Here is a 22,325-nt window from a genome sequence, read left to right as displayed (position 1 = left end):
CTTGACTATGAATGCACAGCAAGTCCAGCGTTTTGTCCACACTTATCTGGAATCTACTGGGTGCAGCATCATTGAGAGGTCTCCCCACCATGTAACTGTCAAGCTGTCTCCAGAGGCAGATAAAGCCTTGACAAATCGCCCCTACTATTGGGGATACGTAGAGCGTACTGGCGTTCCAGCGCAAACCATGTCCTTCACATTCATCTTTGATGGGGAAGCCTATCGGACAGAACAGGAACGTTTAGCGGATCAGACGCCACCAGCTCCTGTAGCTGGCAACGCAGCACAAGATCAGGTCATGGGGCGTTACTTCGGTCATGTACCGACGTTACCGCAATTAGGGCCTGGTCGCATTATGCAGGAGGAACTCCGATACGGAAGCCGTCGGCTGCATCAAATTTTTGAAGCTGCTCGGGATGGAGGAAAATATGTTTATTTGTTCGAGCAGCCGGATGCCCGTCAGTTGTCTGCCCGTTCTCCTGTAGTCTATGAAGCTTGGCTCAGCGTCTGCTACAAGATTGAGTTTGCCTGCGATTTGAAGCGCGAGGAACTTCAGTGGCTAGGTATTTCACTCAAAAGTGGCACTATTGTAGCCAATTTTGGCGCTATGCTCGAAACCCGGCAGCTCAGCCCGCTGCTGGCAGGCAATATGCATGTACAGCCAGCGCAGCTATCTGTACCTGAGGCTTCCACCTCGCTTGAAAGCTATCTCACCGAACAGCTCCGACAGCAAGATTATGATTGGGCTGAGCAGGCGAAGGAACGACTGCGCGAGGAGCTAGAGGTTATTGACCACTACTACGAAGATCTAATCAAGGAACAGAAAGAGGAAGAGGATAAAAAAGAATCCGTATTAGAGCAGCATCAAGTACGTCGTAAAGAAATGGTATGGCAATATGAGCCAAAGGTACTCGTATCCGCCATTAACTGCGGCATATTTCATCTGCGGTAACTGATATCTCACGCTCCTTCGCAGGTTAGTAGCAGACATGTCGTCAAGTTGTAACATCTTGCTTCAGCCTACATCAGTTTACGCTGCTGGAACCACAAGCGTGGTCAAGCTTGTCCCCTATGTATCGACAGCAAAAAGCGAACCTGGATACGACATTTGCGCCGACAGAGTGCAGCAGTCTTTTCATCGGACAAGCTGTATGCTAGTTAAAAAAGAATGCCTCCGTCGGCAAGCCATCCGACAGAAAGGTGGATTCCATTGAAAAAAAATCATTCCGGGCATTATAGCGTAGGTATGATCGCAGCTGTGCTGATCGGCCTGTCCGCAGTCTGTCCGTTCGCTTCCATTCATGCGGCTCCCTCAGCCGTTCAAGAAAGCAATGTAAGCTTAGCACCCAACTACAACGAAAGCTCCCAGGTTCCTACAATGGAATCCAGAAGCCCTACTACTTCTTCCACATCCCCGGGTGAAGTTTCATCAAAGCCTCCTACTCAGCAGCAAGGGGTGCCTGAGGACGTGAAACGGACAGCGAGCGATACCGTCCAATCTCTATCGTCGCAACCCCCTTTTGCTTCGTGGAAAGACGCCGAACTCAGCTACCATCCGCTCGGACCTGGAACCCATAGCTGGCTTGTTCAAGTGAACCATGCAGGAGAATACATTGGCTACCTGATTATCGGATCAGACTCAAACGGCGCTTATCAACTCAACGAATACGGGAATGGGCCAGGCGGACCTTATAGTATGGATATACTTCGCCAATCCCTGAAGTCGCTCACAGAAACCGAATTTTCTTCTATCGATAAGCTACAAATTACACCTATGTATGAGGAACCTCTATTGGCCTACTGGCAGGTACGTTCCTCTACGGGGAGCCAAATATGTATTGATGCTGTTACTGGCGATCCGCTACCTGCAGAAGTAACAGATGGGAGCTGGAAACATAAGCTTCCGAACAACGCGATTTATTCATCTATACCCTTTTTGAAAACTCAGGCCCAAGCAGTTACTGTCTCGTCTGATCCTTTCGATCCCTATGAGGATCTGGGCTGGCTTCAACCTAAGCAAAAACTTTCCGTTCATGACACAGACCAATTTATAGACGCGCTAAGTAATTCACCACGTATGATTTTTTCAGCCACAAGCATCAATTTTGCCTTTGGGGGACCCTTATCCATTAGCGGGTTTCAAGCTTGGGTATCTACAGATCATCCGTCCGAACCCATTTTATATGCATTAACCTACCACGATGGTCTTTCCCGATTTGTGCCACTAAAACAACTGTTACCTCATGGTCAATTTTACCGTTTGGAATCTTAGTAGTTTTAGGACCATTAAAAATAATTCGAAATTATCCCTAAACAACATAAAAAGAGACCTCAAATGGCATACCCCATGCCTCTTGTGGTCTCTTTGGCGTGTTTAACGTTGCTCTCTTCGCCCTCTGCGTGTGGATTTTATCCACATTTTTAGAGCGAGAGGCAACATTCCAAACCATTTGCTTACCCACGGCTCCTTGGCTTGTTTTTGGCTGCGTCGAACATCGCGCGGCGTTTCCATATAACGCACAATCCGCTCTGTAATGTACGTCACCAGTTCGTCACTCTTCGCCATCCTCCATGACCTCCTTCATCTGACCTAACATTTCCGATCACCGTATCTTGGAAATACCAAATTACACGTTAGGTTCAGATACCACTAGCTTGCACAGTTTTCAGCAGCTCTAACCCTTGCGGGATAACTATGCATGGTTTCCCTTAAATGGAACATACTATCTTCAATATAACAGTTTCCTTAAGGCTTATTGTTATATTTGAAGACAGCTACGCTACTTTAGGTTTGACCTCTGTTATGCATGGTTTTCAGTAAACAATCAATTCGTCCATTGGAGGAATAGAACGTGTTGAATAAAAAGTTAAAGAAGATGTGCCTGGCCGGGCTAGGGTTAAGTTTTTACCTCCTTTGTAGTGCTGTATTTACCCCGTTTGCTTATGCAACTACTCAGCCTGACGAGAAAAGCACCGAAATAAACAAGCATACAGAACCCCCGTTCAACCGGTCCTATCACGCTTTTGCCAAACCCGTGGTCCTGATAGATGTAGGTCATGGTGGTGTGGATGGTGGAGCAAGTCACAAAGGACTTCTGGAAAAAGATATCAATCTTGCTATTGCTCAAAAACTATACTTGATCTTACGTTCCCAGGGTTACCCTGCTGTCCTGAATCGGGACAAGGACTACGCACTGAGTGATGATAACCGTTGGTTGCAGTCCAAATCGCGGCATCTTAAAGATCTCGCCCAACGTAAAAGCCTGACAGAGCAACTGCCTACTTCTTTGGTTGTCAGTCTGCATGTCAATTGGACCAAACGTGCCGAAAAACGCGGACCCATTGTGCTGTATCAGGATGAAGGCAGCAGCTATCTGTTAGCTGAACGGATTCAGCATTCATTAAACCGCTTATTTTGCATGAATAGACAAACCATATATGGAAAACCCTTTTATCTTCTGAATAAAATCCAACATCCCGCTGTAATAGTGGAAACCGGATTTATCAGCAACGAGCAGGACAGAGCCATGCTTTCCGGGGATCACGGTCAAAAAAGGATTGCTGAAGCTATTGCCGAAGGCATTATTGCGCATCTGACGGCATGGTAGTATTCGTGGCTGGGTCTCCTGTCCATCCCCATACATCACGCACCAGATCGCTAATACCGACAAATTGTGCATGCTCCTTTAATTTAGGGACCGATGAATGAAGCCCTGAGGAGGTATACATGCCGGACACGCCGACATGTCCAATCGTTACACAGGTGTCGTGCTCTGCCAACCATTCGACCACTTTACTAAGTTGCCGATTCACATGAGCGAGTGTATGAACATCATCCAAAAAAACATCATTTCGCACCGGTGGCATTCCCTTTTTAGCGGCAAGTTCAGGCACCACTGACCAATAATTAGTACGGCTATCAACAAAAAATAGTCTATATTCCTTACAAACATCAAGAACGACGGACATAATGCGCTTGTCTGAGGTGACCTTGGAGCCCATATGGTTGTTCATTCCTATGGCATAAGGAACATCCTTAATTGCTGCTGTCACCTTGGCGCGTACTTCTTCATCCGTCATATTAGCCTTGATTGCTCCAGGTCCAAGCCATTCAGGCTTGCCCTGCTTGGGCTCCATTGGAAGATGGACGATAACATCATGACCACGCTTATGCGCTTCCATAGCGTCCTGTTTGGTTGTTGGCAGGAAGGGCATGACAGCAACGGTGATTTTGACGGGTAAATTTAGAATCTCCTCGGTACCTTTCATATTGTTCCCTAAATCATCAATAATGACAGCAACCCTTTTTTGCTGCTGGTTCTGCTGGTCTATTGCTTCGGCAACAGCAGTTTTACAGATCATAAATAACATACAGACTGAAATACAAAGCACTACAATTATTTGCATTCTAGATCTTGCATGGTGTGCAAGCGCATAAGACGAATCCTTCCGGCTGCGTGATGCTTTTAAAGCCTTTTTTATGATATTTCTCATGTGCAGCTTCCGTCGTGTACTCATTTGCGGGTCAGCCTCCTTCTCTGTCCCTTCATTGTGTGAGTAAAACCGTTTAAATATGTACAAGGCAGATCTGAGATATAATCTCTGATCTGCCTTGAAGTGCGCATAATAACGTATATTAAAGCCGATTACCAGTTTTTGTCGATAAATTCATCACGACCGGATTGGGCTCGATCTTCCTTATAATGTTTCACATTCTTCTTGTGATAATCCTGATGATAATCCTCTGCCGGATAAAAAATCGAAGCCGGAAGAATCTCCGTTACAATTGGCTTATCAAAGCGTCCGCTTTGTACCAACTGTTCCTTGGATTGCTGTGCAAGCTCACGTTGCTGCTCCGTATGATAAAAAATGGCAGGTTTATATTGTGTGCCTCGGTCCTGAAATTGACCTTCTCCGTCGGTAGGATCTGTTTGCGGCCAATACAATTCAAGTAGCTTTTCATAAGGAAACAGCTCAGGATCAAACGTAATCTGCACCACCTCATAGTGCCCTGTTGTTCCTGTTTTAACCTGTTCGTAGGTCGGATCGGAAATCGCCCCTCCAGTATAGCCTGAGACAATACTATGAATCCCCGGCTGCTCCTCAAACGGAGTCACCATACACCAGAAGCACCCACCTGCAAAAGTTGCTTTCTCCATCTTCCATCCAACCTTTCAATAGCTTCATCATAAAACGTGTTACTTTCTATCATATCTTAAAAATTGAACTTATAAAAGAATTGCTCAAGGACTTGAATAAAATTCAAGTCCTTATATTGTCCTTCCTGGGAAATCTGCAATAACTCCGAAACATAGAAAAGGTTTATAAAACTGCTACGAGAGCAATTCTATAAACCTTTTCTAAATGGATGCGGTCGAGAGGACTCGAACCTCCACGGGGGGTTAGCCCACACGGACCTGAACCGTGCGCGTCTGCCAATTCCGCCACGACCGCATATATATTTGTCGTCTATTTCAAAAGAATCAATCTTTCTTAGCGACAAGATAGATCATACCATGCTCAAATAAAGTTGTCAAACCTTTTATTTTTCTTTATTTATTCTTGATAAAAAAGGAATAATACGATAATATAAGAACATGAGTTCCTATGAACTTATGTTCTTTCACTTCGATGACTATGAATTATCATCACATTTCCCTAAGGCGGTGAATGGTAATGATCTCTTCAGATACTACTCAGCATCCATGCTCTCTTGTGAAAAGTTATCTGCTCCTTACCTTTATTCAAAAAGTATTTGAGCGTGACAGCCTAATTCTTGAGGAAAGCGGCGTGCTGAAAACCCCTGATCTTTATGTCGAAATGGTTAACGCAGGAATAGATCGTACCGGAATCCTGCTATCTGAAATCAAACATGAATTTAAGAAGTATCACATTCGTGTTCTAGACATCCAACAAAACCACTCCGGCGTTCACGCCACCTATATATATAAAGGCGTCAAAGAACAGTTCCGTATGCCTATGTCCGCATTCCGCAAAGAAATGTATGAACGAATGCGAGCTTATTTGGGGCTCCCTACCTCTTTGCCTCATACGGCAGCTCTACCTTTACCAGAGAAATATCACCCCGAATTACCCAATAACTCAACCCCCAAACCCCTACGCGTTGTTGGGCGAAGTTGGGTTGCATCCTCTTCTGCCTACAAGCATAAATCCCCTCGCCCTGCTGCTTTTGCTGCAAGTAAAAGAGCATAATCCCCGCACTACACGCAAAAAGAAGCTTCCGCAGGCACTATCTGTGCTCGGAAGCTTCTTTTCATAACCATCATTTGTTGAGATCAATCTATGTCCGCTATTACGATTATAAGTTATCTGTATGAATGATTCGCTTTAATGTAACGCCTTCTGTACACGGGTAACCCCTTGACTTAGAGCATGTCCTCCACCAACTGCAGCAGCTACAGCAACGGTCTCCATAATCTCCTGATCACTGGCTCCTTTGGAGCGCGCCTCATTCACATGATAAAACGTACACACCTCATTGTTGGCAAATAAGCCAATACCTAGCGCAATCAGTTGCTTGGTTTTTTCATCTAAACTGCCGGCTTGAAAGCATTCTCCGGTAAAGCGATGATAGGCATGAACTACCTCGGGCAACTTATCTTCCAAATGGCTGATTTGATCCTTGTATGCATGTACTTTTTCGTCCATAACCGTCATTGACACAGCACGCCCTCTCTGTTGAGTTTTCCTTCATTACTGTGTCCGATTTAGAGTTTCTGTATGCCTAATGAAACACACCGTTTTTTAGCCAATCCCCATTTGGAACTCGTTTCTTAATCCAGATCTATCGGATTGTGTCGCGGCTCGCTGAACGGCTGATATGTATAGCTGCGATCCAACTTGACCACACGTCGATTCTGGCGGCGAATAAGCACCTGTTCATCATCCCATGCCAGTACAATGCCAACCACATCGTTTGACTCCAATCCATCGCGTACGACGCGTACCTTTTCACCAGAAAGTCGATAAGCATCCAATTCTTCGTCCATTATCATTCATGTCCCCTCCTTATCCATTTTTTTCAACACAACGGCCATAATTTTATATGCATGAAAAAGTTTAAAAAGAGACCTAAACGAATCATTTAGGTCTCTTTCCGCTTACTACTTATATGGATTGCCAACAGAGCAACAAATTATCCCGACTGATTTACACTGTGATCATGTTCTTTTGTATCGTTCTTCTCGTACCAGAAGTCCAGCACTTGTGCAGACAACACTCGCTGTTCTACATACTCCACTTGGTGAGCAGTAAATTCTTCTTTCCAAGAGAAAGACAATTCTTCGCATAGGTTAACCAATGTCAGCAACTCAGACCAGGCCACATAGCGTTTATACCAAAAAAACTGAGGATGTTCAATCATATAGGGATACAAATCGTCGAATTCCGTATGCTTACAATCCAAGGCGCGTTCAAAATGCACTTTAGCCGCTGCCAGTTTTTCCAGAAAAAACTGTTCGGTCAATTGTTCATTCCCCATGTTGCTGCCTCCTCTCCCAAACCTTATATATATTATAAGCGAAATTGATGCTCATGCAAAGGTTATTATTAGAAATAAGGATCCGAAGCTTCGAATTGTTACTATTCAGCAAACGCTATCTTACCGTCAGCCAATGACGAAATTTTAACCAATGATTCTACACGAATGCCCTGCTCACGAATGGTTCTGGCTCCGGCCTGAAACATTTTTTCAACCGCAACTCCGAATCCAACCAACTCCGCTCCGGAGCGTTGAATAATTTTAACCATGCCTCGTGCCGCATCGCCATTAGCGATAATATCATCAATGAACAAGACACGATCATGCTCATGAATAAATTGACGAGACAGCATAATATCTGTGACAATCCCTTTTGTAAACGAAGGTACACGCTCACACAGCGCATCTGGATCAGCTAATAAAGTCTTTTTACGACGAGCAAATACCAACGGTACACCCAACTCCAACGCTGTCGCAAACCCGATGGCAATGCCTGAGGATTCCACGGTCACTACTCTGGTGATCTTCTCTTCCCGAAAACGGGCTGCGAACTCTCGTCCCATTTCCATTGTCAGCTCTGGATCAACCTGGTGATTAAGCAATCCATCCAGCTTTAGTACCTGATCTGACGCAATCACACCTTCATTTAAAATTCGTTTCTTTAGTACTTCCATTCCATGACCTCCCACGGCATTCCTATGCGGTAAAAGTACCATACTTCACCCGTCGCTTTCAAGCTATAGCCTGTTTTCCATGCATTCATGTGATATTTTTTTTACGTTTGTTCCAGAACCATGCGGTGATTCCTCCCAAAACGATTAAAAGAATAACGATAAGGCCCACCCGATGAGTCACCTTCTCCATCAGCTTAGCCACCTGTTCCCAGTGCATGCCCACCGCATGCCCGATCCCCAAAAATGTACCACACCACAGCAACGCTCCTGCTGACGCATAGCCGATATAGCGAAAAACACCTAGACGGGTTGTACCTGCCAGATAGGATGACACATGTCTCAAGCCGGGGACAAAATATCCGAACAAAATTCCCCAGGTACCATAGCGCCCGAACCAATTTTCGGAAGAAGCAATCCTGGAGGGCGTAAGCCTCACCCATTTACCGTATCGGTGCAATAGTGGTTTGCCCAGCAGACGACCTAATGTGTAGCTAAGCATCATGCCTGTCATACTACCGAAAAATGTGACTGCCAGCGCAGCAATAAAGTTGTAGTGTCCTTGAGACACGAGCCCGCCAAAGGCGATCATTAGCACTTCGTCGGGTATCGGCATACCAGCTACTCCAAGGGCAAGCAAGCCGAACATTGCCAAATATCCGTATTCCAGTATCCATGCAAGGATTTGACCCATAAATTACGCTCCCGTCAAGCTATTCATTAAATGCAGTATAATTATTTTCAGTCTCATCCAGTCATGTCCTATTTCAGTTGAACATAGTTTGTATTATATGCTCGCTGCAGCGTTATTCAAGCAGGCAAGGGGGGACTGGGAATGAAACGTAATATTCATGTTTTTCAGATTGCTTTTACATACATTGGTACAATCGTCGGTGCCGGCTTCGCTACCGGACAAGAAATATTGCAATTCTTTACGCAATATGGACGTTGGGCTACAATCACGATTATGCTGTCCACACTCATATTTGTATGGTTGGGTACGAAAATGATGCTGATCGCTCATGATATTTCAGCCCGCTCCTACGAGGATCTGAACAAGCACCTTTTTGGTGCCAATGCCGGAAAATGGATCAGCATATTCACACTTATTGTGCTGATTGGCGTGAACAGCGTCATGCTGGCAGGAGCCGGCTCTGTTTTTGTGGAGCACCTTCACCTGCACTACCAGACTGGACTGCTCATTACACTAATCGGAACTTACTTGCTGCTGAATAAAGGTATTAAAGCGATTTTGCATATGAACACCATTGTTGTCCCGCTGATGATCACTATATCTCTTTTGCTCGTTCACAGTACCCTTTCCATGCCCAATCCGCAAAGCTTTATTACGAATACGACAGACCACAGTGTGCTACGCACATGGATATCTCCGCTCCTGTACACGTCCTTCAATCTGGCTATGGCTCAGGCCGTGCTTGTCCCTCTAGGCAGCCAAACTTTCTCCCGTAAAACGATCCGCTGGGGCGGTGTTTTGGGCGGAATTGGTGTTGGCTTTATGCTGATGGCTGCACATTTTGTCATGTCAGCGCAAATGCCAGGCATTCAGCAATTTGAAATCCCTATGGGAAGCATTGCTTACCGTCTAGGCGCCCTTGTTGAAATCATATACATTCTACTCATTTTCATGGAGATCTTCAGTACCTTTGTGGCCGACATTTATGGAGTCAGTCTACAAATTCGTCAGCATGTCCAAATTTCGCCCAAGCTCATTACATTATTCATTATGCTCACCTGTTTTTTAATCAGTCAGTTCGGCTTCAGCTCACTGTTATCTGTGCTTTATCCTATTTTTGGAATGCTCAGTCTGATGTGGGTCAGTAAACTGATCTTAGCAGGACGCGGAAGACCTTTCCGCTCCTCACGTCCTCGCTCCAGCTTTCGGCATTCTGATTCCAAACCAGGTGATACCCGTCATGGTTAGTGCGGAAATTTCAAATACATTTTCTTCAGTTCGTTAACAGCACGACTTAATGAATAGCTTGATTTAGCCTTGTCGCAGGCGGATCTAGCCAGTTCATAACGATAGGCAGGGTCAGCGATGACCTTTTCTAATGCGTCTGCCAGTGCCTTCGGATTATCGGGTGGCACGAGCAGACCATTTACCCCATTTTCAATCTGCTCCGGTATTCCCCCTACTTCTGTACCTACCAATGCCAGACAGCTCAATGCCGCTTCTGCAAATACGGAGCCAAAGGCCTCCGCCCGCGAAGGCAATACAAATACATCAAAGAAAGGCATAAACTCTTCCGGGTGAAGAGTATATCCATAAAAAATCGTCTCATGGTATATATCTAGCTGTCGCGCCATCTCTTCCATCTCAGGCCGAATCGGACCATCACCAATGATATGAAGTACAAATTCCTGATTTCTTTTTTTCAGCTCAGCGCAAGCCTGTAATAGAATATCAAGTCCTTTGGCGGGAACAAGTCGGCAAACGGTTATAAGCTGTGTCACTTCATTTTCGTGAGGAATGGGCTTAAATCGCTTCTCATCATATCCATTTGGAATAACCACAACATCTTGCGGATGCTGTACATAAGGTGTTAAGTAATGCTGAAAAGATTGCGATACTGCTATCAGGCGATCCGCCTTCTGCTCCATTTCTCGGTACAGTGACACTAAGAATTGGTGTTCAGGCCCGTTCTCCTCTATTTTCCCGTTCAGAATTAACTCCTTCTCATAGGAAGAGTGAATAGTCTGTACGAGCGGGGTATCAGGAAATACGTTTTTCATAGCTAGCCCGGCAATCGGATGATGAGCATGAATAAGGTCAAAGGGCTTCTGAATACGAAGCCGAGTCCACCACAAATAATCACGGTACGTCTGAATATATTTTTGAACGATAGGATATTGCTCATATCTCGTCCAGTCGAAGGTATCAAAGATTACTTCGTCCCTACCCTTGTTACGAATCCGTTTAGGGATTGAAAATAACTCCATTTCCCAACGGGGGGACGTAAATCGCTCTTGCAAATATGGAATCATGGATGAAACGCCTCCCGGTTGCTCGGGTGGGAAAAAGAGAGCTTGTAGCAATTTCATGAGTGCTTCCCCTTTCAAGCATTAAACTGCCCGGAACACAGGATATATGTATAGGTTTCCGGATTTTCTGAAAGATGATATATTGAGAATAAATGTTAGGCACAAAAGAAAATTATAACATTTTAACTGGAATAAATCCTGTCTATTGTATCGGAACGATATCGTCCGTTCAATAGATAGATTAATTTTACAAATGGAGTCGGTGATGTTGACGTTGTTGTCCTTATTGGGAACCTTGGGCTCCCCATCTCTGGCCGGGGCCATAAGTGCAGCCTGCGGTTTGTATATTATACTCATGATGGCGCTAATGTGCGTGATCATATATAGCAGACAACGAAAAAAAGCCTATATCCTTTTTTCGGTTGCCGCTATTTTTATTATGACATATGAAGTGATGAATCTCTATTCGGCAGGCGGCGGCCAAATGCAACTGCAGGGAATCGTGTGGAAAAATGCTTTGGAGGCGTTTGCCTTCGTGCTCATCAATGCCGCTGTATTTCAGCTTTACCGAAAGCTAAAGCTTATGGAAAAATGGGTCTTGCTGTTGCTGGCTGCGTTATTAATACTGCCGGTAATGGCTTGGACTTTAGGTTTGCTGCCCACTTGGATTAGCCCAGTGAAGTTGGTTGGATTCACTTTGTTTTATCGAGTGTTAGTGCTTATATTAAGCCTTCTGTTCATCACCCCGCGAATCGGACAGCCAAAGAAATTTATGGCAGGCCTATTCACTTATCTGCTCTGGCTTGGTTTTCTCTGGCTGCGAAATGACATCCCTGAAGAAGCAGACGGATCAAACACAATCCTGTGGATGTCATTTTTACCATTGCTGTACTACACTACGTTATTTGTCATCCTGTTTGAACGGATTGTGGAGCTACTCCAAAGGATTTATCGTTCTTCCATTACCGATGGCCTGACAGGACTGTATAACCGTAAATATTTTTCGGGGCGACTACGACGATATATGGACCAGGGAATCCGCGTGTCTGTCATTTTTTGCGATATTGACAATTTCAAAAAGCTGAATGATACGCAGGGCCATGCTCGTGCGGATGAAGTTCTCAAGCAGGTGGCACAGATTATGGAGGACGAACTGGATGAAATCGGGCTGACCGGACGATACGGTGGCGAGGAACTGGTCGCAATGGTTGTGGATCGTCGGGCCAAGGTGGCTCTGGTCGCAGAACGAATCCGCGAACGTGTTGCTGAGGAAAGCATCGTCACTATCAGTGTCGGACACAGTACTGTGAAGAAGGAAATGAACCCGGATGAACTCGTCAAACAGGCCGATCAAGCCATGTACATATCCAAAACGACAGGCAAAAACAAGGTTACAGCTTATAAGGCAGCGGAAGTGAAACAAAATCGGGCAGCACGCGCACAATAATTCGCAAATTACGATTCGTTATCGAAGACTGCCTATGAATACTGCTCTGTCTAATTGTCTATATCATAAAATGACGCACAGGAATCTCGTACGAGTCTGTGCGTCATTTATATTTAATCTTACCATCAAGCTTCTGGTGTTGCGGAAACTATATCACGGCCGATCAATGCCAGTTCTTCGCTAGTCAGCTCTCGATAGCTGCCCAGTGGAAGCTGATCATCCAGCTTCAATGGCCCCATGGCTGTTCTTTTCAAGTAGGTCACTTTTTTACCAACCGCCTCGAACATGCGCTTCACTTGGTGAAACTTACCTTCATGGATTACAAGCGAAATATAGGAAATGACTTCCCCATCTGCCTGATGCGGCTGTTCATGCCGAAGAATCGTCAACTGCGCGGGAAGGGTGACATACCCATCGTCCAGTTCCACTCCTGCTGTAAATTGAAGAATATCCTCCTCCGTGACAAGTCCCAACACCGTAGCTTCATACGTTTTGGGGACATGACGCCTCGGAGATAGTAGTTCGTGCGCCAGCTTGCCATCGTTGGTCAATAACAATAGGCCTTCTGTATCTTTATCTAGCCGCCCTACTGGAAAAGGCTCGAAATGTCGTTCCTCCGCACTCAGCAAATCCAGCACCGTTCGTTCCCTCGTATCTTCGGTTGCAGATATAACACCTGGGGGCTTGTGCAGCATGATGTAAATATACTCTCTAAAAACAACAAGTTCGCCGTTCACTTCAATTTGATCTTGATATGGATGAACCTGTAAGCCGCTATCCTTGATGATCCGTCCGTTTACTGTGATCATACCTTGCTTTACCTGTCTCTTGATATCACTACGGGAACCATAGCCCATATGGGTTAAAATTTTGTCCAAACGCTGAGTTTGTCTTCCTTTTCCACTCATACCGATGTCCACCTCCAGCCTGTAGGATATTCATTTTTAAGCATGCCGTCCTGCCATTTGCCCCACCCGGCCGAATAACCATCAATACACACGAGAGTGTAGCCCTTTGGTTGGACTTCATTCCGAAGCTCCATTCTCTCAACAGGGATGGACAAGGTTTCACCTTTTAAATACCGGATGGCTTCAGCATCCGAGCTGGAAAGGTTGATGCTTCTAACCGCCTCAAAAGAGCGCAAAGCCACCGCCAGTGGGTGTGAAGGTACGAAACGACCATTTCTATCGGTTCCCATAAACCAACCCGGACGTACCACCTTAAGACCGTCCAAACGATGTGATGCCAGCGGCGACTGATAAATTCGATCTCCGTAGACCACAGTGTAGCCTGCAAATGAAACCTCCAACTGCTCCTGAACAAATTGATGATAAGATTCCAACACATCATGCGGGGAGCGTACAGCAGATTTTGCATTTTCTTTGCCCATACGTGACTTGTTACCATCAAAGCCGCGCGCGGTCTTTCCTTTGCCTGACTTTCCGCCCATTCCTTTTCCGGTTCGTTTAGGCTCATCAGTCGTGCGCCTTCCTTGGACACTTGGGAGCAGCGCTTCCTTGACGGGCAAATGTTGCTTCTTGTGCGAATATGCTGCTTCTATTTTTAATATTCTTTCATTCTTGTTCGTATATGGAGCCAGTTCCCCTGACTCAGTGTGATCTGCTGTCGAAGTGACACGACCACCACCCTGATGCTGCAATATGGCGATAAAATGCCCTTCACCCTCTACAAGATGCGGCCATAGGCGTGCTGTACCTCGCAGTTCCGGATGTGCCGATGCAATCTCTTCATTCATCCATTCCGGGTGGCCTGGTGCAAAACCTGCTTCCGAAGGAACAGGGACTACGTTAAAATCGGGATGAGCCTCCAGAAATTCCGCAATCATTCCTTCATTTTCTTCCGGGGCAAAGGTGCAGGTCGAATAGACAATTCTTCCCCCATCGCTCAGCATCGAGGCCGCTACACGCAAAATGTCCCGTTGCATGACCACACATTTTTCTACCGAGTGTGTCTCCCATTGTTTGGCCATATCTTCATCCTTACGGAACATACCTTCTCCCGAACAAGGTGCGTCAATTAAAATTTTGTTGAAGAAATGAGGAAAAGCATCTGCGATACGATCCGGGCTTTCATTCAATACCACGGCATTGCGCACACCGTACAGTTCCACATTTTTAGCTAGCGCCTTGGTTCGATCGGCGCTAATATCATTGGTCACCAGTACGCCACTTCCTTGCAGTTTGGCTGCGATTTGGGTTGATTTCCCCCCCGGTGCAGCGCACAAGTCCAAAACAGCTTCACCCTGAGCTATATTGAGCAGTTCAACCGGAGACATCGCACTCGGTTCCTGTACATAGTACAACCCAGCATGATAGTAAGGGTGAAGTCCAGGCTTAGTGCCGTGCGGAATGTAAAAACCTGTGGGGCACCACGGAATCGGCCGCAGTTCGAACGGAGAACGTTCCTTAAAGTCCTCTACTGGAATTTTTAATGTATTGACGCGAATCCCGGCATGGGGCGTGTGGTCATAGGCAGCCATAAAAGCCTCAAATTCATCACCGAGCAGTTGTTCCATGCGCTTTACAAATGCTGTGGGGAGCTGTACACCCATAATCGTAATCATCCTGTCCTGTTAAAATAAATTTTATTGTACCATAATCAACCTGTTATCCGGCAATATCTGTGTGATTTACAAACTTTCACTACAAGCTGTAATGTTGTATAATAATGAGATTCATAGTTACATATTTTAGATTTTGATAGGAGAGATTCCATTGAACGCACAAAAATCCAACAAAAAAAAGCTTATCCCTGTCATTGGCTTTTTTGTTGTGCTTGTCATTTTGCTTGGAGTGCTGCTCGCTTTAAACTCGGGCACTAAAAACAAGCTGTACGGCGTGTCCACAGCCTCGTTAAATCCTGCTACCCAGGAACTGCTAAATGATCCGAACTATCAGCAAATTATTAAGCCAGAAGATTTACAAAGTAAAATTGACAAAAAGGAAAGCTTTTTCGTCTATCATTTCGCTTCCGACTGTGTTCACTGCCGTGCCACTACTCCCAAGCTCATGCCTTTGAGCAAGCAGGAGAATATCACGATGCACGAATTTAACCTGCGTGAGTATGAGGCTGGCTGGGACAAGTACAAGATTGAGTATACTCCCACGCTTGTTTATTACGAAAAAGGCGTGGAAAAGGAACGTATGGTAGGTGGGTTGAAGGAAAGTCCTTCAGACAACGGATACACACTCGACGATTTCAAAGCCTTCTTTGAGAAATATAAAAAGAACGTGACCTCTTAGACAAATCTCCTCACGTCTGACAATGATAAAGCAGCCCGATCCCTATAAAACGGATCGGGCTGCTCGTTTATTATGCGCTACAACATCAAGGCGCATCCTTCGTTTCCACCGTAGCTGAGCGTAAGCTGCCAGCAGCCTGTCTTCGCCTAATCGAAGCTTCCAGCGCCTGCTGACGCTGCTCATGCTTTTCGCCACGCCGAGGACCTCTCTGCTGAGGGACGTTGACCGGAACGGACAACGCTGCCTTCTCCACGGCCCGACGCAGCCCAGGTTCGATGATTTCAATCGTCAAGTCCCGATAAATCGGCGGTTGACGATGAAGCTCTTCCGAACCTTCCATAACAGCTTCAGCAAGCTGCCGGGCGCAAGCGCGCGCCTCGTCTACCAGCTTCGCCATATTAATACCCAGCGCCTGCGAAGAAGCATGTTCCAACCTGTGTACCGCACTGTCCAGCATCATGTATCCACCACGATAGTTACCATTGCGAAAATGATACAGTCCTACAGCAACTTGCAGCAAACCTTTATATACAGGGTCTCGGTCCAGCTTAAGCCACAGCTCTTCCAGTACCTCATGACATTCAAAGTAATCCCGATCCCGATTGAAGTATACCAAATAAGTCACGTACAACGGTTCATAGGAAGGGTTCACCATTTAAAACTCATCCCTGTCTTCTTCCTTAGTTGAAGCTTCCAGCATCTCCTTGACCTCATCATGCAGCTGCTTGATTCCTTCCATGTCGTGCCGCTCCCACAGTTCATTAAATCTGCGCTGCGCCTCAATCGTTTCACTAATTTTATGGTAGAAATAAAGACGGTGCATGCCTGTTAGGACTTTGGATACGATATTGGCTTCATCCTCAAACTTCTTCTGCGCTTCCAATATTTCAAGACGGATGGAAGACATTTCATTATCCAACACAAAGGCTGCCTCCGCCGCCTTTTTCAACCGGGCCCGCATATCATCCGGCAAGCTCTCACGATACTTATAGCTAAGAGAATGCTCTATGGTTGCCCAAAAATTCATAGCCAACGTACGGATCTGAATTTCTGCCAGCACAATCTTTAACCCCACTGCTGTCTGAACCGGGTACTCCACAATCATATGAAAGCTGCGATAGCCGCTATCTTTATAATTGGTGATGTAGTCCTTTTCATACAATACCGTCAAATCCTTACGTCTTCGAATATATTCGGCTACCCGCCGGATATCCTCTACGAATTGACACATAATGCGAATGCCGGCGATATCCTCGATCCCCGTCTCCAGCTGATCAGGTGGAACCTGTAATCTCTTCGCCTTATCGAGGATGCTGGATATTTTTTTAACCCGTCCAGTTACGAATTCGATAGGAGCGTATTCCTCGCGCTTTTTCAGCTCCGCACGCATTGTTTTGAACTTGACCTTAAGCTCTTCCACCGCCTGATCGTATGGCAGCAAAAATGTTCCCCAGTCTCTTCCGTCCATCCCCGTACCTCCTGTCTCTTCCGACAACACTTTTTTATCTGTGAGCTGCACCAACAGCCTCGGTAATATGTCTAAAGCCGTCCTTTCGAAGCAGCTCACGCAGACCGGCATGTATAGCCCGGTTTACTTCCGGCCCCTCATAGATCAATGCTGTATAAATTTCAATCAGGCTAGCGCCTGCTTTAATTTTGTCATAGGCATCACGACTGGTAAAAATACCGCCTGATCCAATAATAGGCAGCTTCCCTTCCGTCTGGCGGTACACCCGTCCAATGACCTCTGTGGAACGGTCACGTAGCGGCTTACCACTCAATCCTCCGGTTTCACTTGCATTCCGATGCGTCAGACCAGTTCTGGATATCGTCGTGTTCGTTGCAATAATGCCGTCCACTCCGCTAGCTGCAATCGCATCTGTCATATATTCCAATTCCTCGTCCGATACATCCGGCGCAATTTTGACCAGTACAGACTTGGCTTTACCATACTTTGTCGCCTGAACTCCCATCTCTGCCCGAACCGCTTCCAGTAATGACTTCAGTTCACTGCCATGCTGGAGTTTTCGTAAATCCGGAGTATTGGGTGAACTAATGTTCACTACAAAGAAGTCCGCATACGGATACAGTGCGGAAATACACTTCTCATAGTCCTTATGAGCATCCTCATTTGGCGTGACTTTATTTTTGCCGATATTAACAGCAACCGGTACAGGTCGATGTTTAAGGGTAGCCAAACGTTGGGCCATGCTCTCAGCACCCAGATTGTTAAAGCCCATCCGATTGACTAATGCCTCATCGGGAGGCAGTCGAAACAAACGGGGCTGATCATTGCCGGGCTGTCCGACAGGTGTCACCGTGCCTACTTCCATAAAACCAAAACCGATGGAAGAAAAACCGGCAACCGCTTCAGCATTTTTATCCAGTCCCGCAGCCAGTCCAATCGGGTTGGGAAAATGAATGCCAAACAGGTCAACGGCAAGATCTTCCGTTTCCTTGACTCCATACATCCCTCGCAACGTCGCCGCACCACCAGGAAGTGAGCCAGCATGTTTTAAGCCGTCAATGACTACATGATGGGCCCTCTCTGGACTCATTTTGAAAAAAACAGGTTTCGCGATCCTTCGATACAACACGATTCATCCACTCCGTTCTATGCCCTTGCACAATCCTAAAAAAACATCTCTACAAAATAGTTTAGCTTTTTCCATACCAAAAAGAAAGTAATTTGCGAGGTCCAACATCAGAACAATTCAGTTGTCATGGAGATGTCATTGAAAATGTATAATCAAACCATTTACAATGGACATAGTAAGACAGGATCTTAGCCCGCAAGAAAAGAGGGATGCTGATATGAAGACCAAGCGTAAACCGCCCAGTCTGCAAAAGAAAAAGGATGAGGTGAACAAGAAAGCGATCGTATGGACCGCCATCAGCTTTGTTCTACTCATCATTGTGATTGTTCTGGTCATTGTTTTAGCACAAGCAGGAAATCGTTAATCAACAAGTAGCAGCGGCACCACAACGTTAATTTAGCCAGTGATAGGTTTTGCGGGGATTCGTCTGGTCGTGCTGCGGCTCACTCGTAAATCGGGAACCAGGTACAAGCACTTGATCAGGCAGTCCCCCGTTACCAATGACCACCTCCGTACCTGAAGGTACGAATGCAAACAATTCCTCCACGTCTTCCTTCCCCATGCGGACACAACCCAGTGACTCATTTTTGCCGATACTGTCTGGCTCGTTCGTACCATGGATAGCATAATTCGTTGCAGACAGTTGCATACCACGGCTACCAAACTCACCGTTGGATTTGCCGTTCGGATTTACGACTTTATCGGTAATCACAAATTTCCCTTCCGGTGTTCTTTCTCCGCCCAAACCGATGGGATAATTGCGAATAAGTATATTGCCGCTCACCAATGCTAGCCTGTGCTTGGATTTGTCTATCACAATTCGTAGCGGTTGCCCCAGAAAAGGACGCCCGTGCAATGACGATGCCAGCAATAGACTTTTCTCAGCCGCTGCGCCAGTGTTCTGATCTTTCCCTGTTCCCTGTCCTGGAGAAGCAAGTAAATTGCGCATAGGTGTAAAAGCCTTCTTCATCCCGTCAGTCGTACCGTACATCGTGTTATCGGGAAAATCTCGGGTCAGTTCCTCAAGACTCTGGGGAAGACGTTGATGCTGCGAGCGAAATGCACGCATGGCACTATTCAGCACAGCCAGTTCTTCCTGTCCGGCAGCCCATTTTAGACCTGATTTGCGGAGAGTTTCACTATCTGACGGCTTGCAAGCACATGCAGCGGCGTCGTAAGACTGAACAGCTAATCCGCCGTTTCCCTTGTTCTGTACACTAAGTAACGGCTTCATGCCTTCTCTCCAGATCAGCCACGCCCCGCTCTGCTCCATGCCCAGCACCGTGGTCTTGGACGGCATTTGACTCGTCTTTGCCAACATATCCGTAAGCGCTGTTCCAGCCCCACTTCCTTGCCTGGCTTGAGCCGTAAACACACCACCAACATAAGTCTCACCGTTCTGCGCCCTCTCCTTTGGATCTGCAGTAGCCACTTTTGCAACTTCGGCATGATCAATCGCTGCGTCCTCAGTTCCGGATGGAACGGATGCGCTCTCAGGTAAAGTGCTCGGTGAATTGGCTGAAGGGACCCAGATGAGCAGAAGTACCATTAACGCAGTTAGAAGGTGGCGTGTTCGAGCGGTTCTCCGCTCCTTCTCCTTGGACATCTGAACCAGTTTATCCTGATATTCCATCCATACGTCTGCCGGAATCTGTTTATGCTCAAAGGCTTCGAACACTTCCCCTGCACGATTGAAGCAATAATTTGCTTTGCCCTCCTGGCCGCTGCTTTCATACTCTTTACCGAGTAAATACCAGGCCATTTTATTATCAGGGTGCTTTTTTACATACGATTTAAGATGAGGCGAATGGTCCATCGGATCCTCCTGATCGTGTAATCTTGCTTACTATTATGTATATCGGTCACAATAGGTCTGATGGACAGCACATAAAAAAAACAGCACCGCCAGCATACTTTCACCGTTATACGGCGAAGGGTACTGGCGGTGCTATGCCTGTCCAAAAAACTTACACTTAACCTTCTTTATTAAAAGGTTCGTCTGCAACTTTGATGGAATCTGTAGGGCAACCGTCACAAGCATCCTGCATATCATCAAACAGGTCTTCCGAGATCGCCTTGATGCCTTGGTTTGCATCCCCTTCAAAGATCACTTCAGCCAAACCTTCATCATCATAATCATAGATGTCTGGTGCTGTAGCGCCGCAGGCTCCGCAAGCAATGCATGTATCTTTTTCTACCCAAGTGTATTTAGCCATAACTTTTCTCTTCCTCCTATACAATCGAACAAACCAGCTTTTGCATTCTATTCACATATTAATACAAACCCAATATTATTACAAATTATTTTCCTTTATCCTTCATGCAAAAAACGCTTATAGCGTGTGTTACTGATACAACAATAACCCTCCCCGAAGTTCACTCTGGAGTGGGTAGATTGTCTTTTTGCAGCGAAGTTCCGCGCAACTTGGAATTGCGAAGAAGTACCGAAGGATCATCTCCCAGCATCCCCGCAGTCAAAATCGCATTTTCACCAAACTTATCGCGCAGCGCATCCATCGTTCTCAGTAAACTTTCTTTTTTAGGCTGGTCCTGGTATTCAAATAGATCTAATTGAACAGCCGCTTCCTCCTTAGGAATGAGCTGTTGCAGCGTAATCCCCAACAAACGCACCGGCTTATCCTCTCCCCAATGGCGACGATACAATGCACAAGCTTCCTTATATATGTCTTCTGCACTTTCCGTAGGCGTACTCCTGACTTGAGAACGCGTAAAGGTCTTCATATCTGGGGTCCGAATCGTCAGTTGAATACCTCCTGCCAGCATACCGTGCCGTCGAAGCCGCCGGGCTACCTGATCACTAATGTTAAGCAGTATCCTTTGGGCTTCTTCGAGCTTTACTACATCCATAGGCAAGGTGGTGGTGTGCCCGATGGATTTGTTTGGCTCCCGCTCAGCGCTGACTGGAGAATGATTAATTCCGTTTGCCGCCAATTTTAACCAAGAACCCGTTACACCAAATATGCTAACCAGCATGTGTTCATCTGCCTTAGCCAGTTGCCCAATGGTACGAATGTTCATTTGTAGAAGCTTGTCTGCCGTTTTTCGGCCCACACCAAACAACTGCCCACATGGAAGGTTCCACAAAATGTTGGGTACATCACGCAAACGTAGAACAGATATCCCGCGTGGCTTTTTCAGATCAGAGGCCATTTTGGCCAGTAGTTTGTTGGGCGCTACCCCAATTGAACAAGGCAAGCCTAGCTCTTCTTCTACTCTACGCTGGATTTCCTCGGCAATATCCAAAGGTGTTCCAAACTGCTTGGAACCGGAAATATCTAGATAACATTCATCAATTGAAGTTGCTTCCAGCATAGGCGTATACGAGTAAGCAATACTCATAAATGCTTTGGAATAACGACGGTATAAATGAAAATCAGGCTGTATTACGATGAGTTGCGGACAAATCCGGCGAGCCTGCTGAACAACCATCCCTGTTGAAATGCCCAATCGTCGTGCCTCATAAGAGCAGGTCACAATTACACCTTTGCGCAGCTCACTGCTGCCTGCCACTGCGGTAGGCAATCCTTTATATTTTTCCGGCTCCTCCGCTGCATGAACGGAACAATAAAATGCGTTCATATCCACATGCAGAATAACTCGTCCACCAACCGGATAATAAGCACTGACATCTTTCATGCTCAACCCTTCTTTTTAACTGTAATTCACTCGTTAGATCAGGAATATGTCCTTTGATTTTATACTTGGGTTACCCTTGAATGCTATTCCTATTTTACATAAAAAATATAGGTTTTGTGTTCAAAAAAGATAATTATATATTACATTTGAAGTCATTAGTTGTTATAATCGACTATCATACGAACA

The 22,325-nt window shown here is 45.9% G+C and carries 25 protein-coding genes and 1 tRNA gene; 8 read left to right on the top strand and 18 right to left on the bottom strand.

Annotated features, from left to right (window positions below; all coding sequences use genetic code 11):
• Window position 1: 1 nt before the first annotated feature.
• On the top strand, window positions 2–952 hold the full coding sequence (locus MMB75_RS09970; protein WP_045243894.1) for a YqhG family protein: 951 nt from the start codon (window positions 2–4) through the stop codon (window positions 950–952).
• A 258-nt stretch (window positions 953–1,210) separates the two neighbouring features.
• On the top strand, window positions 1,211–2,272 hold the full coding sequence (locus tag MMB75_RS09965; RefSeq protein WP_045243895.1) for a hypothetical protein: 1,062 nt from the start codon (window positions 1,211–1,213) through the stop codon (window positions 2,270–2,272).
• Between the two features lie 102 nt (window positions 2,273–2,374).
• Here MMB75_RS09965 and MMB75_RS09960 read toward each other — a convergent pair whose 3' ends face one another.
• Complete coding sequence (locus tag MMB75_RS09960) at window positions 2,375–2,566, bottom strand: YqzE family protein (RefSeq protein WP_025364580.1); 192 nt, start codon at window positions 2,564–2,566, stop codon at window positions 2,375–2,377.
• 286 nt (window positions 2,567–2,852) lie between these two features.
• Between MMB75_RS09960 and MMB75_RS09955 the strand changes: the two genes are divergently transcribed.
• Entirely contained in the window at window positions 2,853–3,608 is a 756-nt protein-coding gene (locus tag MMB75_RS09955) for an N-acetylmuramoyl-L-alanine amidase (protein ID WP_045243896.1), read from the top strand.
• Here MMB75_RS09955 and MMB75_RS09950 read toward each other — a convergent pair.
• The 3 genes from MMB75_RS09950 to MMB75_RS09940 form a co-directional block, all read right to left on the bottom strand.
• Window positions 3,583–4,518 carry a divergent polysaccharide deacetylase family protein gene (locus MMB75_RS09950; protein WP_045243897.1) on the bottom strand — a complete coding sequence of 312 codons (936 nt, stop codon included), beginning with the start codon at window positions 4,516–4,518 and terminating at the stop codon, window positions 3,583–3,585. The genes MMB75_RS09955 and MMB75_RS09950 overlap by 26 nt on opposite strands.
• A 128-nt stretch (window positions 4,519–4,646) precedes the next feature.
• Window positions 4,647–5,159, bottom strand: coding sequence for a peptide-methionine (S)-S-oxide reductase MsrA (gene msrA / locus MMB75_RS09945; RefSeq protein ID WP_016819146.1), 513 nt, complete (start codon window positions 5,157–5,159; stop codon window positions 4,647–4,649).
• 210 nt (window positions 5,160–5,369) lie between these two features.
• A tRNA-Leu gene (locus MMB75_RS09940) sits at window positions 5,370–5,454 on the bottom strand.
• Window positions 5,455–5,676: 222 nt separating this feature from the next.
• Between MMB75_RS09940 and MMB75_RS09935 the strand changes: the two genes are divergently transcribed.
• Window positions 5,677–6,213 carry a YhjD family protein gene (locus MMB75_RS09935; RefSeq protein ID WP_016819757.1) on the top strand — a complete coding sequence of 179 codons (537 nt, stop codon included), beginning with the start codon at window positions 5,677–5,679 and terminating at the stop codon, window positions 6,211–6,213.
• Between the two features lie 135 nt (window positions 6,214–6,348).
• On the opposite strand, the gene MMB75_RS09930 is transcribed toward MMB75_RS09935, so the two are convergent.
• The 5 genes from MMB75_RS09930 to MMB75_RS09910 all read right to left on the bottom strand — a co-directional run bounded on the left by MMB75_RS09930 (window position 6,349) and on the right by MMB75_RS09910 (window position 8,866).
• Window positions 6,349–6,678: a carboxymuconolactone decarboxylase family protein gene (locus MMB75_RS09930; RefSeq protein ID WP_016819756.1), complete on the bottom strand. Its 330-nt coding sequence runs from the start codon at window positions 6,676–6,678 to the stop codon at window positions 6,349–6,351.
• Between the two features lie 116 nt (window positions 6,679–6,794).
• Window positions 6,795–7,016 (bottom strand): hypothetical protein, encoded by a 222-nt coding sequence (locus MMB75_RS09925; RefSeq protein ID WP_016819755.1) that lies wholly within the window; start codon window positions 7,014–7,016, stop codon window positions 6,795–6,797.
• Window positions 7,017–7,156: 140 nt separating this feature from the next.
• On the bottom strand, window positions 7,157–7,501 hold the full coding sequence (locus MMB75_RS09920) for a hypothetical protein (RefSeq protein WP_013370520.1): 345 nt from the start codon (window positions 7,499–7,501) through the stop codon (window positions 7,157–7,159).
• 101 nt (window positions 7,502–7,602) lie between these two features.
• Window positions 7,603–8,175, bottom strand: coding sequence for a xanthine phosphoribosyltransferase (locus MMB75_RS09915; RefSeq protein WP_045243898.1), 573 nt, complete (start codon window positions 8,173–8,175; stop codon window positions 7,603–7,605).
• An 85-nt stretch (window positions 8,176–8,260) separates the two neighbouring features.
• A complete protein-coding gene (locus MMB75_RS09910; protein WP_016819753.1) occupies window positions 8,261–8,866 on the bottom strand; it encodes a DedA family protein in 606 nt (201 codons plus the stop codon).
• A 141-nt stretch (window positions 8,867–9,007) separates the two neighbouring features.
• Between MMB75_RS09910 and MMB75_RS09905 the strand changes: the two genes are divergently transcribed.
• Window positions 9,008–10,114, top strand: coding sequence for a YkvI family membrane protein (locus tag MMB75_RS09905; RefSeq protein WP_016819752.1), 1,107 nt, complete (start codon window positions 9,008–9,010; stop codon window positions 10,112–10,114).
• Here MMB75_RS09905 and MMB75_RS09900 read toward each other — a convergent pair.
• Window positions 10,111–11,235, bottom strand: coding sequence for a glycosyltransferase family 4 protein (locus tag MMB75_RS09900; RefSeq protein WP_031463252.1), 1,125 nt, complete (start codon window positions 11,233–11,235; stop codon window positions 10,111–10,113). The two genes, MMB75_RS09905 and MMB75_RS09900, sit on opposite strands and share 4 nt — an antisense overlap.
• Before the next feature lie 205 nt (window positions 11,236–11,440).
• Here MMB75_RS09900 and MMB75_RS09895 point away from each other — a divergent pair, with 205 nt between their 5' ends.
• Window positions 11,441–12,622 carry a GGDEF domain-containing protein gene (locus MMB75_RS09895; protein ID WP_045243899.1) on the top strand — a complete coding sequence of 394 codons (1,182 nt, stop codon included), beginning with the start codon at window positions 11,441–11,443 and terminating at the stop codon, window positions 12,620–12,622.
• Between the two features lie 125 nt (window positions 12,623–12,747).
• Here MMB75_RS09895 and MMB75_RS09890 read toward each other — a convergent pair whose 3' ends face one another.
• The gene (locus MMB75_RS09890; protein ID WP_031463251.1) at window positions 12,748–13,530 is read right to left on the bottom strand and encodes a pseudouridine synthase; all 783 of its coding nucleotides are present in this window, start codon (window positions 13,528–13,530) and stop codon (window positions 12,748–12,750) included.
• Window positions 13,527–15,194, bottom strand: coding sequence for an RsmB/NOP family class I SAM-dependent RNA methyltransferase (locus MMB75_RS09885; RefSeq protein WP_031463250.1), 1,668 nt, complete (start codon window positions 15,192–15,194; stop codon window positions 13,527–13,529). Before MMB75_RS09885 ends, MMB75_RS09890 begins: the two co-directional genes overlap by 4 nt.
• A gap of 163 nt (window positions 15,195–15,357) precedes the next feature.
• Here MMB75_RS09885 and MMB75_RS09880 point away from each other — a divergent pair, with 163 nt between their 5' ends.
• Window positions 15,358–15,885 (top strand): thioredoxin family protein, encoded by a 528-nt coding sequence (locus MMB75_RS09880; RefSeq protein ID WP_016819747.1) that lies wholly within the window; start codon window positions 15,358–15,360, stop codon window positions 15,883–15,885.
• Window positions 15,886–15,970: 85 nt separating this feature from the next.
• Here MMB75_RS09880 and MMB75_RS09875 read toward each other — a convergent pair whose 3' ends face one another.
• From MMB75_RS09875 to MMB75_RS09865, 3 genes are read right to left on the bottom strand one after another with little or no spacing between them, the layout of a single operon-like run.
• Window positions 15,971–16,540, bottom strand: a complete 570-nt coding sequence (locus MMB75_RS09875) for a DUF309 domain-containing protein (RefSeq protein WP_031463249.1) — start codon at window positions 16,538–16,540, stop codon at window positions 15,971–15,973.
• A complete protein-coding gene (yjbM, locus tag MMB75_RS09870) occupies window positions 16,541–17,353 on the bottom strand; it encodes a GTP diphosphokinase (protein WP_016819745.1) in 813 nt (270 codons plus the stop codon).
• Between the two features lie 34 nt (window positions 17,354–17,387).
• Entirely contained in the window at window positions 17,388–18,482 is a 1,095-nt protein-coding gene (locus tag MMB75_RS09865; RefSeq protein WP_025364570.1) for a quinone-dependent dihydroorotate dehydrogenase, read from the bottom strand.
• Between the two features lie 217 nt (window positions 18,483–18,699).
• On the opposite strand from MMB75_RS09865, the gene MMB75_RS09860 reads away from it, so the two are divergent.
• Window positions 18,700–18,846, top strand: a complete 147-nt coding sequence (locus MMB75_RS09860) for a hypothetical protein (RefSeq protein WP_016819743.1) — start codon at window positions 18,700–18,702, stop codon at window positions 18,844–18,846.
• Window positions 18,847–18,873: 27 nt separating this feature from the next.
• Here MMB75_RS09860 and MMB75_RS09855 read toward each other — a convergent pair whose 3' ends face one another.
• The 3 genes from MMB75_RS09855 to MMB75_RS09845 all read right to left on the bottom strand — a co-directional run bounded on the left by MMB75_RS09855 (window position 18,874) and on the right by MMB75_RS09845 (window position 22,139).
• Window positions 18,874–20,298, bottom strand: coding sequence for a L,D-transpeptidase (locus tag MMB75_RS09855; protein WP_025364569.1), 1,425 nt, complete (start codon window positions 20,296–20,298; stop codon window positions 18,874–18,876).
• Window positions 20,299–20,455: 157 nt separating this feature from the next.
• Window positions 20,456–20,698: a ferredoxin gene (locus MMB75_RS09850; RefSeq protein WP_013309730.1), complete on the bottom strand. Its 243-nt coding sequence runs from the start codon at window positions 20,696–20,698 to the stop codon at window positions 20,456–20,458.
• 160 nt (window positions 20,699–20,858) lie between these two features.
• Window positions 20,859–22,139 (bottom strand): DNA polymerase IV, encoded by a 1,281-nt coding sequence (locus MMB75_RS09845; protein WP_031463248.1) that lies wholly within the window; start codon window positions 22,137–22,139, stop codon window positions 20,859–20,861.
• Between the last annotated feature and the right edge of the window lie 186 nt (window positions 22,140–22,325).

This window comes from Paenibacillus sp. P2(2022), assembly GCF_029522175.1.
In the GTDB taxonomy this organism is placed as follows: domain Bacteria; phylum Bacillota; class Bacilli; order Paenibacillales; family Paenibacillaceae; genus Paenibacillus; species Paenibacillus polymyxa.
Note: the sequence above shows the minus strand (reverse complement) of the source record. Positions and strands in the feature narration are given on the sequence as shown.